The organism is Streptomyces sp. NPDC008092 (assembly GCF_042957285.1).
GTDB lineage: Bacteria > Actinomycetota > Actinomycetes > Streptomycetales > Streptomycetaceae > Streptomyces.
In genome coordinates this window covers 83,156-97,761 of the sequence record NZ_JBIBHY010000011.1, presented here as the reverse complement: position 1 = coordinate 97,761, position 14,606 = coordinate 83,156, and the positions used below count along the sequence as shown (strand labels likewise).

Annotated in this window: 11 protein-coding genes; 10 read left to right on the top strand and 1 reads right to left on the bottom strand. The window is 70.8% G+C overall.

The window, feature by feature from the left end; genetic code table 11:
• Window positions 1-36 precede the first annotated feature (36 nt).
• The 7 genes from ACFZB3_RS32420 to rho all read left to right on the top strand — a co-directional run bounded on the left by ACFZB3_RS32420 (window position 37) and on the right by rho (window position 9,402).
• The gene (locus tag ACFZB3_RS32420) at window positions 37-552 is read left to right on the top strand and encodes a response regulator (RefSeq protein WP_391381663.1); all 516 of its coding nucleotides are present in this window, start codon (window positions 37-39) and stop codon (window positions 550-552) included.
• 277 nt (window positions 553-829) lie between these two features.
• Entirely contained in the window at window positions 830-1,807 is a 978-nt protein-coding gene (nrtL, locus tag ACFZB3_RS32415) for an ArgS-related anticodon-binding protein NrtL (protein ID WP_391381661.1), read from the top strand.
• A 16-nt stretch (window positions 1,808-1,823) separates the two neighbouring features.
• Window positions 1,824-3,215, top strand: a complete 1,392-nt coding sequence (lysA, locus tag ACFZB3_RS32410; protein ID WP_391381659.1) for a diaminopimelate decarboxylase — start codon at window positions 1,824-1,826, stop codon at window positions 3,213-3,215.
• A 205-nt stretch (window positions 3,216-3,420) separates the two neighbouring features.
• A complete protein-coding gene (locus ACFZB3_RS32405; protein ID WP_391381656.1) occupies window positions 3,421-4,713 on the top strand; it encodes a homoserine dehydrogenase in 1,293 nt (430 codons plus the stop codon).
• Window positions 4,714-4,719: 6 nt separating this feature from the next.
• Window positions 4,720-5,778: a threonine synthase gene (thrC, locus tag ACFZB3_RS32400; protein WP_391381654.1), complete on the top strand. Its 1,059-nt coding sequence runs from the start codon at window positions 4,720-4,722 to the stop codon at window positions 5,776-5,778.
• A 253-nt stretch (window positions 5,779-6,031) separates the two neighbouring features.
• Entirely contained in the window at window positions 6,032-6,961 is a 930-nt protein-coding gene (gene thrB / locus ACFZB3_RS32395; protein WP_391381652.1) for a homoserine kinase, read from the top strand.
• A gap of 407 nt (window positions 6,962-7,368) precedes the next feature.
• Window positions 7,369-9,402 carry a transcription termination factor Rho gene (rho, locus tag ACFZB3_RS32390; protein WP_391381650.1) on the top strand — a complete coding sequence of 678 codons (2,034 nt, stop codon included), beginning with the start codon at window positions 7,369-7,371 and terminating at the stop codon, window positions 9,400-9,402.
• Window positions 9,403-9,632: 230 nt separating this feature from the next.
• On the opposite strand, the gene ACFZB3_RS32385 is transcribed toward rho, so the two are convergent.
• Window positions 9,633-10,271 (bottom strand): hypothetical protein, encoded by a 639-nt coding sequence (locus ACFZB3_RS32385; protein WP_391381648.1) that lies wholly within the window; start codon window positions 10,269-10,271, stop codon window positions 9,633-9,635.
• Between the two features lie 316 nt (window positions 10,272-10,587).
• On the opposite strand from ACFZB3_RS32385, the gene ACFZB3_RS32380 reads away from it, so the two are divergent.
• From ACFZB3_RS32380 to ACFZB3_RS32370, 3 genes are all read left to right on the top strand, one after another.
• The gene (locus ACFZB3_RS32380) at window positions 10,588-11,121 is read left to right on the top strand and encodes a hypothetical protein (protein WP_391381646.1); all 534 of its coding nucleotides are present in this window, start codon (window positions 10,588-10,590) and stop codon (window positions 11,119-11,121) included.
• A gap of 140 nt (window positions 11,122-11,261) precedes the next feature.
• Window positions 11,262-13,100, top strand: coding sequence for a trypsin-like serine protease (locus tag ACFZB3_RS32375; protein WP_391381644.1), 1,839 nt, complete (start codon window positions 11,262-11,264; stop codon window positions 13,098-13,100).
• A 229-nt stretch (window positions 13,101-13,329) separates the two neighbouring features.
• Window positions 13,330-14,448 carry an LCP family protein gene (locus tag ACFZB3_RS32370; RefSeq protein ID WP_391381642.1) on the top strand — a complete coding sequence of 373 codons (1,119 nt, stop codon included), beginning with the start codon at window positions 13,330-13,332 and terminating at the stop codon, window positions 14,446-14,448.
• Window positions 14,449-14,606 lie beyond the last annotated feature (158 nt).

Sequence of the window (14,606 nt, the reverse complement as noted above, 5' to 3'; positions counted from 1 at the left end):
CAGGAACGGGTTTCCCGGGGTGCTCGCCCGCGTGGGGTGGAAGTCGGGAAAACCCGGACGCGGTGGCCGGTCCGGACCTACTCTCAAGTTGTGCCAGGGGCGTCGGGCCGGGTGCTTGTTGTGGACGACAACAAGGTCATCCGGCAGCTGATCAGGGTCAATCTCGAACTGGAGGGTATCGAGGTCGTGACCGCGGCCGACGGTGCCGAGTGTCTGGATGTCGTTCATCGGGTGCGCCCCGACGTGATCACTTTGGATGTCGTGATGCCTCGGCTCGACGGGCTGCGGACCGCCGCTCAGCTGCGTGCCGATCCCCGGACCCGCGATCTTCCGCTCGCCATCGTCAGCGCCTGTACGCAGTACGAGGTCGAGACCGGTCTCGACGTCGGCGTCGACGCGTTTCTCGCCAAGCCCTTCGAACCCGCCGAACTCGTCCAGCTGGTGCGGGAGTTGATCGACCGGCGGCGAGGCGGGGGCGAGGGAGAGAGGGAGGGGGAGGACGGGGACGTCGGCGACGAGGTCCAGTTCTCGGGGGAACGGGCCCGGGGGTGACCCCGCCTGTCCGTGACACCCCCCAGGCGTATCCGTGACACCCCCCGGGGCCTGTCCGTGACGGCCCCCGCCCCCAGTGAGTCCCCTTGGCCCCTCCCGTGACCCCCGCGGGCCCGCAAGGGCCCAGGGGGAGCAGAGGGAGCAGGGGCCCAGGAGTCCCTGGGGCCCAGGGGCGGCCAGCCCGCCCGCGGCCCGCTCGCAGCCCGCCCGTCCACATGCCGGACCCCTGCCCGAACCGGCTCGCGTACCCACCCCCTTCCTCCCCTACGCTTGTCCCGTGACCCCCGTCGAGCTCTCTCGTACCGTGCTGCGTGCGGTGCGCCGTGCCGTGGACGCGGGGGAGCTCAGTGTGGCCGTGCCGGAGCGGGTCGTGGTGACGTCGCCCGGGCCCGGTGGGTGCGGGGACTACGCCACCAACGTCGCGCTGCAGCTCGCCGGGCCCGCCGGGCAGCCGCCGGTGCGGGTCGCCGAGATCCTGGTGCCGCTGCTCGCGGAGTGCGCCGGCGTCGAGGACGTCGTCGTCACCGGGCCCGGGTTCCTCAACATCTCGCTCAGTTCCGCCGCGTCCCCGACCGCCACCCTGGTCGGCGAGATCCGCCGCCTCGGGGCCGGCTACGGCCACGGCGACGCCCTCGCCGGGCAGGTCGTCGCGCTCCGGGTGCCGTACGACGCCCGGGCCGAGGTCGTCGCCGACGCGGTGGTCAGGATCGTCGCGACGCAGGGCGGGCGGGGTGAGGTCGATCACGGGGAGCCCGCCAGTCTCCGGCCCGTGCCCGCGCCCGAGGACCCGGCGCCGCTCGGGCCCGACGCCGCCCAGTGGGCGCTGCTGCATCCGGCCGCCCACGACCGGCCCCGGATCACCGCCGATCATCTGGTGCAGCGGGAGAGCAATCCGCTGTTCCGGGTGCGGTACGCGCACGCCCGGGTACGGGCCGTCGGGCGGGGAGCGGGGCGGCTCGGGTTCGGTGCCGTGCCCGGCGACGTTCCCGACGCTCCGGGCGGTCTCGTCACCGCCCTCGCCGACTACCCCCGCATCCTCACCGGCGCGGCCACCCATCGCGCCCCCGACCGGCTCGCCCGGCACCTCGTCACCGTCGCCGACGCCGCGCTGCCGTTCCTGCCGACCGTGCTGCCCCGTGGCGACGAGAAACCCTCGGCCGCCCACCGTGCCCGGCTCGCCCTCGCCGAAGCCGCCGGGACGGTGCTGGCCGGCGGCCTGTCCCTGCTCGGCATCGACGCACCCGATCACCTCTGAGAGAGTCCGAAGAGCAATGAGCCGTTCCGCGCACCCCGCCGGGCCCCGGCACGCCGACGTCCTGCCCGAGGGGCACTACGCCGCCCCGCCCACCGACCTCAACGTCCTCGACTCCAAGGTGTGGGCCCAGACCGTCACCCGGAACGCCGACGGGGCCGTCACCGTCGGCGGTGTCGACGTGAAGAGCCTCGCCGAGGAGTTCGGCACCCCCGCCTATGTCCTCGACGAGGACGACTTCCGGGCCCGGGCGCGCGCCTGGCGCACCGCGTTCGGGCCGGACGCCGACGTGTTCTACGCCGGGAAGGCGTTCCTGTCGCGGGCCGTCGTGCGCTGGCTGCACGAGGAAGGGCTCAACCTGGACGTGTGTTCCGGTGGGGAGCTGGCCACCGCGCTGTCCGCGGGCATGCCCGCCGACCGGATCGCCTTCCACGGCAACAACAAGTCCGAGGCGGAGATCCGGCGGGCCGTCGGGGCCGGTGTCGGGCGGATCGTGCTCGACTCGTTCCAGGAGATCGTGCGGGTCGCCCACATCGCGCAGGAGCTCGGCACGCGGCAGCGGGTGCAGATCCGTATCACCGTGGGTGTCGAGGCGCACACGCACGAGTTCATCGCCACCGCCCACGAGGACCAGAAGTTCGGGATTCCGCTGGCCGGCGGGCAGGCCGCGGAGGCCGTGCGGCGGGCGCTGCAGCTCGACGGGCTCGAACTCATCGGGATCCACTCGCACATCGGGTCGCAGATCTTCGACATGTCCGGGTTCGAGGTCGCCGCGCATCGCGTGGTCGGGCTGCTCAAGGACATCCGCGACGAGCACGGGGTCGAGCTGCCCGAGATCGACCTCGGCGGCGGGCTCGGGATCGCCTACACGAGCGACGACGACCCGCGCGAGCCGCACGAGATCGCCAAGGCGCTCACCGAGATCGTGACGCGGGAGTGCGAGGCCGCCAGGCTGCGGACGCCCCGGATCTCCGTGGAGCCCGGGCGGGCCATCGTCGGGCCGACCGCCTTCACCCTCTACGAGGTCGGCACCATCAAGCCCCTCGACGGGCTGCGGACCTATGTGTCGGTCGACGGGGGTATGTCCGACAACATTCGCACCGCGCTGTACGACGCCGAGTACAGCGTCGCCCTGGTGTCCCGGACCAGCGACGCCGACCCGATGCTCGCGCGCGTCGTCGGCAAGCACTGCGAGAGCGGGGACATCGTGGTCAAGGACGCGTTCCTGCCGGGCGACCTGGCACCCGGTGACCTCATCGCCGTACCGGCCACCGGCGCCTACTGCCGTTCCATGGCCAGCAACTACAACCACGTGCTCCGGCCGCCCGTCGTCGCGGTGCGGGACGGCGCGGCCCGGGTGATCGTCCGGCGGGAGACGGAGGAGGATCTGCTCCGGCTCGACGTCGGATGAAGGCCGGCTGACAGGCCGGACGACAGGCCGGGTGACCGGAGGGTCGTGCGGGGGATCGCACGGGCGGATGGCGCAGGCGGAAGATCTCCTGTCCGCCATCCCCGCAAAATGAAATAGATGTCTCACGATCCGGACGAAGGGTAGAAACTCCCGTCCGGTGAGTGAGACTGGTCCAACCGTAGACGGTATGAGGAAACGAGGTCGGATGATGCGTACGCGTCCGCTGAAGGTGGCGCTGCTGGGCTGTGGGGTCGTCGGCTCAGAGGTGGCACGCATCATGACGACGCACGCCGACGACCTCGCCCAGCGGATCGGCGCCCCGATCGAGCTCGCCGGTGTGGCCGTACGGCGGCCCTCCAAAGTCCGTGCGGGCATCGACCCGGACCTGGTCACCACCGACGCCACCGCGCTCGTCAAGCGCGGCGACATCGACGTCGTGGTGGAGGTCATCGGCGGCATCGAGCCCGCCCGCACCCTCATCACCACCGCCTTCGAGCACGGTGCCTCGGTTGTCTCCGCCAACAAGGCGCTGCTCGCCCAGGACGGCGCCGCCCTGCACGCGGCCGCCGAGCAGCACGGCAAGGACCTCTACTACGAGGCCGCCGTCGCCGGTGCCATCCCGCTGATCCGGCCGCTGCGCGAGTCGCTGGCCGGCGACAAGGTCAACCGGGTGCTCGGGATCGTCAACGGGACGACCAACTTCATCCTCGACAAGATGGACTCCACGGGGGCCGGGTACCAGGAGGCCCTCGACGAGGCCACCGCGCTCGGGTACGCGGAGGCCGACCCGACCGCCGACGTCGAGGGCTTCGACGCCGCTGCCAAGGCCGCCATCCTCGCCGGCATCGCCTTCCACTCCCGGGTCCGGCTCGACGACGTCTACCGCGAGGGCATGACCGAGGTCACCGCCGCCGACTTCGCCTCCGCCAAGAACATGGGCTGCACCATCAAGCTCCTCGCCATCTGCGAGCGCGCCGACGACGGCGGCTCCGTGACGGCCCGCGTGCACCCCGCGATGATTCCGCTGACCCACCCGCTCGCCTCCGTGCGCGGTGCGTACAACGCCGTCTTCGTGGAGTCCGACGCGAGCGGGCAGCTCATGTTCTACGGTCCCGGCGCCGGCGGCGCCCCGACCGCCTCCGCGGTCCTCGGCGACCTCGTCGCCGTCTGCCGCAACCGGCTCAGCGGGGCGACGGGGCCCGGCGAGTCGGCGTACGCCGGTCTGCCCGTCTCGCCCATGGGCGAGGTCGTCACGCGCTACCACATCAGCCTCGACGTCGCCGACAAACCGGGTGTTCTCGCCCAGGTCGCCACCGTCTTCGCCGAGCACGGGGTTTCCATCGATACGGTTCGGCAGACCGGCAAGGACGGCGAGGCCTCCCTCGTCGTCGTCACCCACCGGGCCTCCGACGCCTCCCTGTCCGGGACCGTCGAGGCGCTGCGCAAGCTCGACACCGTGCGGGGTGTCGCCAGCATCATGCGGGTTGAAGGAGAGTAACCAGCAATGACCCACCAGTGGCGCGGAATCATCGAGGAGTACCGGGACCGGCTGCCCGTCTCCGACACCACGCCGGTCGTGACGCTCCGCGAGGGCGGCACGCCCCTCGTGCCCGCGCAGGTGCTCTCCGAGCGCACGGGCTGCGAGGTCCACCTGAAGGTGGAGGGCGCGAACCCGACCGGGTCCTTCAAGGACCGCGGGATGACCATGGCCATCAGCAAGGCCAAGGAGGAGGGCGCGCAGGCGGTCATCTGCGCCTCCACGGGCAACACCTCCGCCTCCGCCGCCGCGTACGCCGTGCGCGCCGGCATGGTGTCGGCCGTGCTGGTGCCGCGCGGCAAGATCGCGCTCGGCAAGATGGGCCAGGCCCTCGTGCACGGCGCGAAGATCCTCCAGGTCGACGGCAACTTCGACGACTGCCTCACCCTCGCCCGCGAGTTGAGCGAGAACTACCCGGTGGCGCTGGTCAATTCGGTCAACCCGGTGCGCATCGAGGGCCAGAAGACGGCCTCCTTCGAGATCGTGGACATGCTCGGCGACGCGCCCGACATCCACGTCCTGCCGGTCGGCAACGCGGGCAACATCACCGCGTACTGGAAGGGGTACAAGGAGTACGCCGCCGACGGCATCTCCTCGAAGACCCCCCGGATGTGGGGCTTCCAGGCCTCCGGCAGCGCCCCGATCGTGCGCGGCGAGATCGTCAAGGACCCCTCGACGATCGCCACCGCGATCCGGATCGGCAACCCCGCCTCCTGGCAGTTCGCGCTCGCGGCCCGGGACGAGTCCGGCGGCTTCATCGACGAGGTGACGGACCGTGAGATCCTGCGCGCCTACCGGCTGTTGGCCGCCCAGGAGGGTGTCTTCGTCGAGCCCGCCTCCGCCGCGTCGGTGGCCGGTCTGCTGAAGGCCGCCGAGCAGGGCAAGGTCGACCCCGGCCAGCGCATCGTCTGCACGGTCACCGGAAACGGCCTGAAGGACCCCGACTGGGCCGTCGCCGGCGCTCCGCAGCCGGTCACCGTGCCGGTCGACGCGGCCGCCGCGGCCGATCGGCTGGGCCTCGCCTAGAGAACCACCGAGGGCGGCCCGGACGGGGAACTCCCTACGGAGGGGGCACAGGGGGCTTACGACACGCATCGTGCGCCTCCTGTGCGCCCTATGTCGCCACAGAACCTTCCTTCGATAGGCTGTACCGAACCCGCCCGCTGCATATGCCTCCGCATATGGCGCGGTGCCGCGCCGTCTCCACGGCCCGAGGGTCCCCCACGTACCTATCGAATGTCATTCGACCATCACGCAGCTCAAGGAGAGTCATCGAGCGATGGCCGGTCCAGCGTTCCGCGCCGCCGCCGTCCGGGTGCGCGTCCCCGCCACCAGCGCCAACATCGGCCCGGGCTTCGACGCCCTGGGCCTCGCGCTGGGGCTCTACGACGACGTCGTCGTCCGGGTGGCCGACTCCGGCCTGCACATCGACATCGCGGGGGAGGGCAGCGAGACGCTGCCGCGCGACGAGAGTCACCTCCTCGTACGCTCCCTGCGCACCGCCTTCGACCTGCTGGGCGGACAGCCCCGCGGCCTGGAGATCGTGTGCGCCAACCGCATCCCGCACGGCCGTGGCCTCGGCTCCTCCTCCGCCGCGATCTGCGCCGGCATCGTCGCGGCGCGTGCCGTGACGATAGGCGGCGAGGCCCGGCTCGACGACGCGGCCCTGCTTGAGCTCGCGACCGAGATCGAGGGCCACCCCGACAACGTCGCGGCCTGCCTGCTCGGCGGCTTCACGCTCTCCTGGATGGAGTCCGGCGCCGCCCGGGCGATCAGGATGGAGCCCAGCGATTCCATCGTTCCGGTGGTTTTCGTGCCCGGGAAGCCGGTCCTGACGGAGACCGCGCGCGGACTGCTCCCGCGCACCGTGCCGCACGTCGACGCCGCCACCAACGCGGGCCGCGCGGCCCTGCTCGTCGAGGCCCTCACCCGGCGCCCCGAGCTGCTGCTGCCCGCCACCGAGGACCGTCTGCACCAGGAGTACCGGGCCCCCGCGATGCCGGAGAGCGCGGCCCTGGTGGAGCGGCTGCGCGCCGACGGCATCCCGGCCGTGATCTCCGGCGCCGGACCCACCGTGATGGCGCTCGCCGACGCCGGCAGTGCCGAAAAGGTGCAGGCCCTGGCGGGTGCGGGCTGGGCCGCCAACCGCCTCGACCTCGACCTTCAGGGAGCGAGCGTGCTGCCGCTCGCGCCCTCCAGTGACATGTGACGCGCACGATTGCCGGATTTGGAGAGGGGGAATGTTTGTTGGATCCGGTAGTGTTAACCTCAAGTCTGCACCCGACCCCACCATGGCGAGGTGCTTCGTGTCCCCGTCCGGGACAGACATTCTTCCGGGAGTCTCCCAAGCCATTCAGCGTTCTGTATGACGTACCTGGGCAGTACGCCGTACCCGGGCACTGAGAGGGCCGCTGGGCACGCTCCGGAACAGGTGCTACCACGCCACGTGACACCGGGTGCCACGGCTCGTCGGAAGCGCCGTCACCAGATATTTCTTCCGCCGCACAGGCGGACCACCGCCCCGGCACGGTCCACACAAGCAAGGACCGAAAGCCGGACAGCACAACCGGTCGCCGAGCCAGACAGGCCGACGTCCGCTCCAGGGAAGGACCCTTCGTGAGCGACACCACCGATCTGATGGGCGCACGTGTCGAGGAGACCGCTGCCGCGCCCGCCACGGACGCCTCCGCGCCTGCCTCCGGTGCCGGCTCCCGGCGGCGCCGCGGTACCGGCCTTGAGGGCATGGTGCTGGCCGAGCTTCAGCAGGTCGCATCCGGCCTCGGCATCAGGGGCACCGCGCGGATGCGCAAGAGCCAGCTGATCGAGGTCATCAAGGAGGCGCAGGCCGGGGGCGGAGCTCCCGCCAAGGCCGAGACCGCCACCGAGACCAAGCCGAAGCGCCGCGCGACCTCCAAGGCCCGCACGGGTGACGAGGCCGCCGAGAAGAAGGCGGAGCACGCCGCCGAGGCCCCCGCCGAGAAGGCCGTGGCCCAGCAGCAGATCGAGATCCCCGGCCAGCCGGCCGGGCGCGCGGGCGAGGCCGAGCGCGACGGGGACGACGCCCCGGCCGAGCGCCGCCGTCGCCGGGCCACCGCCGAGGCCGGCAGCCCCACCGCCACCGGCGCCGAGACCGTCGCCGCCGAGGCGCGGACCGAGCCGAAGGCCGAGACGCCTGCGCAGCCCCAGCAGCAGGGCGACGCCGGTGACGACGGCCGTGGCCGCCGTGACCGCCGTGACCGCGGCCGTGACCGCGACCGCCGCAACAAGGGCGACGAGCAGCAGGGCGGCGGCCAGGGCGGCCGTCAGGACCGCCAGGACCGCCAGCAGGACCGGCAGGACCGTCAGCAGCAGCCGCAGCAGGGCGGCGGCCGTCAGGACCGCAACGCCGGCCCGCAGGACGACGACGAGTTCGGCGACGGCCGCCGTGGCCGGCGCGGCCGCTACCGCGACCGTCGTGGCCGTCGTGGCCGTGACGAGATCGGCGGCTCCGAGCCGCAGCTCGCCGAGGACGACGTCCTGATCCCCGTCGCGGGCATCCTCGACATCCTCGACAACTACGCGTTCATCCGGACCTCCGGCTACCTGCCCGGTCCGAACGACGTGTACGTCTCCCTCGCCCAGGTCCGCAAGAACGGCCTGCGCAAGGGCGACCACGTCACCGGCGCGGTCCGCCAGCCGAAGGAGGGCGAGCGCCGCGAGAAGTTCAACGCGCTGGTCCGCCTCGACTCCGTCAACGGCATGGCGCCCGAACACGGCCGCGGCCGCCCGGAGTTCAACAAGCTGACCCCGCTCTACCCGCAGGACCGCCTCCGCCTGGAGACGGACCCCGGCGTGCTGACGACCCGCATCATCGACCTCGTGTCGCCGATCGGCAAGGGCCAGCGCGGTCTGATCGTGGCCCCGCCGAAGACCGGCAAGACCATGATCATGCAGGCGATCGCCAACGCGATCACGCACAACAACCCCGAGTGCCACCTGATGGTCGTCCTGGTCGACGAGCGTCCGGAAGAGGTCACCGACATGCAGCGGTCGGTCAAGGGCGAGGTCATCTCCTCGACCTTCGACCGTCCGGCCGAGGACCACACCACGGTCGCCGAGCTGGCGATCGAGCGCGCCAAGCGTCTGGTGGAGCTGGGCCACGACGTCGTCGTGCTGCTCGACTCGATCACGCGTCTGGGCCGTGCGTACAACCTGGCGGCGCCGGCCTCCGGCCGCATCCTGTCCGGTGGTGTCGACTCGACCGCCCTGTACCCGCCGAAGCGCTTCTTCGGTGCGGCCCGCAACATCGAGGACGGCGGCTCGCTGACCATCCTCGCCACCGCCCTGGTGGACACCGGGTCCCGCATGGACGAGGTGATCTTCGAGGAGTTCAAGGGCACCGGCAACATGGAGCTCAAGCTCGACCGGAAGCTCGCCGACAAGCGCATCTTCCCGGCGGTGGACGTCGACGCGTCCGGCACCCGCAAGGAAGAGATCCTGCTCGGCAACGAGGAGCTGGCGGTCGTCTGGAAGCTGCGGCGCGTGCTGCACGCGCTGGACCAGCAGCAGGCGATCGAGCTGCTCCTCGACAAGATGAAGCAGACGAAGTCGAACATCGAGTTCCTGATGCAGATCCAGAAGACGACGCCGACGCCCGGCAACGGCGACTGAGCGCTGTCGTAGAGCAAGGAAAAAAGGCCGCCCCCCGCAAGCCGCGGGGGGCGGCCTTTTACGCTGTGATGCCCGAAACGGCACGGGCCTGCCTCGGGTATTGATTCCAGTCACATGAATCCGGCCTCCTTTACCTCTGTTTTGCTGAGGTAAAGGAGGCCGGTCGCGGTAGTGGCGGTCTCCGGTCCACCGGGACCGGCCGAAAACCGGTCCCGGCGGCAGGCCGGTGATCACGTCCCGTCGGACAACAGCTTCTTGACTGCGAACGATCCGGTCGCGGGAGCCACGCACGGGGTGACATCCGTCTGCTCGCCCGCCGCCGCACCCGCCTCGCAGAGTCGGCCGCCCTTCTCACGCAGGTCGAGGTGGAAGCGCGTGACCTTGCCTTCCTGCCTGAGCCCGTGGATGCGCTCGTCGATGTAGCCGAGGCCGTTCAGGCTCTTGCGAACCTTGGCGGGGGTGGGTTCCGAGACGGCCTGCAGCGCCCGGATGATGCGCTGTTCGTGCTGGACGCTTGCGCACCAGTCCCGGTCGCTCAACTGCGCCTCCGTGGGGGCGCCGGGCTCGATCGGTTCGTCCGGAGGGGTCCCGCCGGGGGCGAGGCTCTGCTCCCCTTCCGGGCCGGTCGGTTCCTCGCCGGCAGGTCCGGAAGCGGACCTGGTGGCCGAAGTGCACGGCTGCGCGACCTTGTCGAGCATCACCGCGAACGCCGCCTGCTCGGAGGCCGACCGTGTGGCACTCCCGCCGCCGCTCGATCCGCTCGACCCGGTGTTTCCGCAGCCGGTGAGTGCCAGCGCGGTGAGGGCGACGGCCGCGAGGGGGCGCCGGGGGTGGGCGAATGCGGCGATGGGGGCAGCGATGGGTGTCATGCGCGCAGTCTCCGGCCGCCACCCCGCGCCGCGCATGAGTGCGCGTACTCATTCACCCGGGCCTTTCTCACTTCAATAGCCGAAACTTTGCCTGCCCTAAACAAACGGGACTTTGTATTCCGTTTCTGGTGCTCGCGAAAGTGATCGGAGTTGATCTGGTGTCCGCAGCCACACGAGGGGGGAACTCGTGCGCAGAATTGCCGTACCCGCATTTGCCGCGCTGTCCTGTCCCTGCTGCTCCCACAGGAGATTGCGGGGCGGCGGCCGCGGTCGTCGACCCGCCGCTGGCGGACGGCGAAACCGCGTGGGTGCCCAGGTGACCGTTGTCAACCGGGACCCGGGGGCGACCGTGACCGACGCGAGCCTGGTGATGGCCGTCGGCGTGCCGGGCGAGGACATCGGCACCGTTGCCGACGCGGGTGCCGTGCAGGTCTTCGGTCCGTGCAGCGCGCCGGGTGTCGCCGACCGGTGGGTCGAGGCCGGCAACGGCGCCGGCATGCCGGGAACCCCGACTGCCGCGCAGAACAGGGGCACCAGCCTGTACGGCACGCGGGCCAACCTCTCCATCGGTATGCCCTGCGGACCTGGTGCCCACGGCTCCCTCCGCACGATGCCGTGGGCGAACGCGACCGGGGGCACCGTGCGGCCCCACCTGTGCACCGGGCACGGGAGGCCTCCCGGCTGCGGGGCTGCGCTTCGGCATGTCCGCTCGATGAGCGGCGGCTCCACGGGAGGAGCAGCCGCAAGACCACCCTCCTGCACGGGGACCGGGCGACGACGGTCCGGCGACCGAGCCGAATTCCTGATGCGGATTCCGAACACGGCCCCGACGCTCGGCAACGGCCACTGAGGCTTGTCGTGAAGCAAAGAACAGGGCCGCCCTCCGCAAAGCGCGAAGGGCGGACCTTTGCGTTTCCTTCCCCGGTGTACGATCTCGCCCTTCGGTCAGTTGGCCGAATTACGAACTCCTGATCCCGAGGGGGGACTTAGGTGGGTACACCCACGTCCGGGAGCGGTCGCCACAGACGTCGTATACGGTTCGCGCTGCCCGTCGCGGCGGCCGGGGTCGCCGCTGCCGTCGCGGCCGCACTGATCTCGACCTCCGCCAACGCGGCCACCCAGCCGGCGCCCACGGTCAAGCCGTCCGTCGACGCGACCTCGCAGGCCACGCTGAACGCCCGCATCGCCGGCGCCCTGGCCACCGGCGCCACGGCCGGCACGACCAGCACCACGAAGTCGTCCGGCTCCGCCGTCTCGCCGAAGATCATCGGTGGTGGCACGGCCACCATCTCCTCGGCGCCCTGGATGGCGCAGCTCTGGTACTACGACGACAAGGGCACCACCGACGAGAGCGACGACATCGGCTTCTTCTGCGGCGGCTCGGTCGTCTCGCCGACGAAGATCCTCACCGCCGCGCACTGCGTCAAGGACGAGAACGGCAAGGCGTACGACTGGAAGGACTACGGCGCCGTCGTCACCGGCACCGCCTCCCTGCCCACCAGCAACAGCGACGGCAGCGCCAACCTGCACGGGGGTACCGCCACCGCCGTCCTGCGCCAGTGGAACAACCCGTCGTACAGCCCGTCGACCATCAACAACGACGTCGCCGTGCTGACCCTGGCCGCCCCGGTCAAGGCCACGCCGATCAGGCTGACGACCAACACCGACACGACGTCCTACAAGGCCGGCACCAGCGCCAAGGTCTACGGCTGGGGCCGCACCAGCTCCACCTCGGACGACATCTCCGAGACCCTGAAGACGGCCACCCTGCCGATCCAGTCCGACAGCACCTGCTCGGCCTACTTCGGCAGCCTGTTCATCAAGGGCCACATGGTCTGCGCGGGCAATCCCGCCACCGGCTCCGACACCGGCTCCACCGCCACCTGCAACGGTGACTCCGGCGGCCCGCTGGTCGTCGGCGGCCGGATCGTCGGCGTGGTGTCCTGGGGTGTCACGGACAACGGCGTCGAGTGCGTCGTACAGGGCTCCTACAGCGTCTTCACGAAGGTCAGCACCTACGTCGGTGCCGTCTACGCGCAGATCGCCGACGCCAACCTGAGCTACACCGACGGCAAGGCCGACCTGTTCGCCCGCAAGTCGTCGACCAAGGTCGGCTACGAGCTGGACTCCAAGGGCACCTCGCTCGCCTCCCGCATCTCCACGGGCGACTGGAGCGGCGTCAACGTCGTCCTGCAGGCCGACCTCGACCGGGACGGCTTCCAGGACCTCGTCTACCGGAACGCCTCCTCCGGTGACGTCTACTGGTACCACTTCGTGCTGAACAGCGCGGGCACCGGCGGCTCCTGGAAGTCGACGAAGATCTTCACCAACTGGAAGACCCGCAAGGCCATCGTGATCCCCGGTGACCTCACCGGCGACTACCTGCCCGACGTGCTCTCCGAGGACTCCGGCGGCGTGCTGTGGCTGTACCCGGGCAAGGGCAACGGCACCTTCGGCGCCCGTGTCAAGATCGGCGGCGGCTGGAGCCAGTACAACCAGCTGCGCGGCGTCGGCGACTTCAACGGCGACGGCAAGGCCGACCTGCTGGCCCGCAAGAGCAGCGGCGGCGACCTGTACCTGTACAAGGGCACCGGCAAGTCCGGCACCGGCCTCTTCTCGGCCCGCGTGAAGGTCCGCTCCGGCTGGACCGGGTTCAACACCCTCGCCGCGGTCGGCGACCTCACCGGCGACGGCAAGGCCGACTTCCTGGCCCGGACGACCGGCGGCACGCTGTACCTGTACCCGGGTACCGGCAAGGCGACCAGTGAGATCTTCGGCACAAGGAAGTCGCTCGGTACCGGTTTCCAGCAGTACGACATCTTCGGCTGACATGGCTGGTGAGCGGGGTTTCGCCCCACTTGCCCGGTGAGTGTCGATCACTCGGTGTGCCCATCGCTCCACGCGGTGGGCACACTGCGTTGTGCAACCCTTTCCCGAGTTTCGCCGTCTGACCAGGCGGAGCGACGATGGTCCGGATAGGTGCCGATGATCCCGGTACGCCGGGCCTGACCCTGAAAGCAGGGGGTAACCGAGCAGTCGTACGAGAACAGAGGAGCCCATGTCCGCCGAGAGCACGCCCGGTCCGGGCATACCCGGGCCCGGTACGAAGGCCGCCGGCCACCGCAGGCCCCGAGGGGCGGGCCGCCGGGCGCTCGCCGTCACGGCCTGGACGGCGGCGGGCATCCTCGTGCTCGGCGGCGCGGGCGTCGGCTACCTGTACTTCAAGCTCAACGGCAACCTCAAGACCGTCGACATCAACCAGATGCTCGGCACCGACCGGCCCACCAAGGTCGACAACGGCTCCGAGAACATCCTGGTCCTCGGCTCGGACACGCGTTCCGGAGCCAACCGGAAGCTCGGCGGCGGCGCGGACGACGGCAGCGCCCGCTCCGACACGGCGATGATCGTCCACGTCTACAAGGGCCACAAGAAGGCCGCCGTGGTCTCCGTCCCCCGGGACACCCTGATCGACCGCCCCTCCTGCACCGACGCGCACGGCACCACCCACTCCGCCGCGACCGGCGTGATGTTCAACTCCGCGTACTCCACGGGCGGCGCGGCCTGCGCGGTCAAGACCGTCGAGGCGATGACCGGCATCCGGATGGACCACTACCTGGAGGTCGACTTCTCCGGCTTCCAGAAGCTCATCGACGAGCTCGGCGGCGTCCAGGTCACCACGACGAAGGCCATCGACGACCGGGAGAGCCACCTCGACCTCACGGCCGGCACCCACACGCTCGACGGCAAGCAGGCCCTCGGCCTCGTCCGCACCCGGCACGGCGTCGGCGACGGCTCCGACCTGGGGCGCATCCAGCTCCAGCAGGCCTTCGTCAAGGCCCTCGTCGACCAGATCAAGCAGGTGGGCGTCTTCACCAGCCCCAAGAAGCTGTACGACCTGGCGGACACCGCGACGAAGGCGGTCACCACCGACTCCGACCTCGGCTCGGTGAACTCCCTGGTCGACTTCGCGAACGGCCTGAAGTCCGTCGACTCCAAGAACATGCACATGGTCACGATGCCTGTGGAGTACGACCCGGCGAACCCGAACCGGGTGATCGTGGCGAAGGCGAAGGCGAAGCTGGTCTGGAAGGCACTGAAGAACGACCGCCCGATCCCGGCGTCCGCGACGAAGGGCACGGCGACGGGGCAGGCCAAGGGCGTCGTGACGTCGTCCTGAGGGTGCAGCCCGGTGGGGGCTTGTCGCGCAGTTCCTCCCCCAGCCTTCGGCCGGGGGCACCCCCAGCGCCCCTGAAAGACAGGTGGGGCCGGCCGACCTGCTTTCAAGGGGCGCGGGGAACTGCGCGACCAGCCACGACGAACCCGCACTCGCGCACG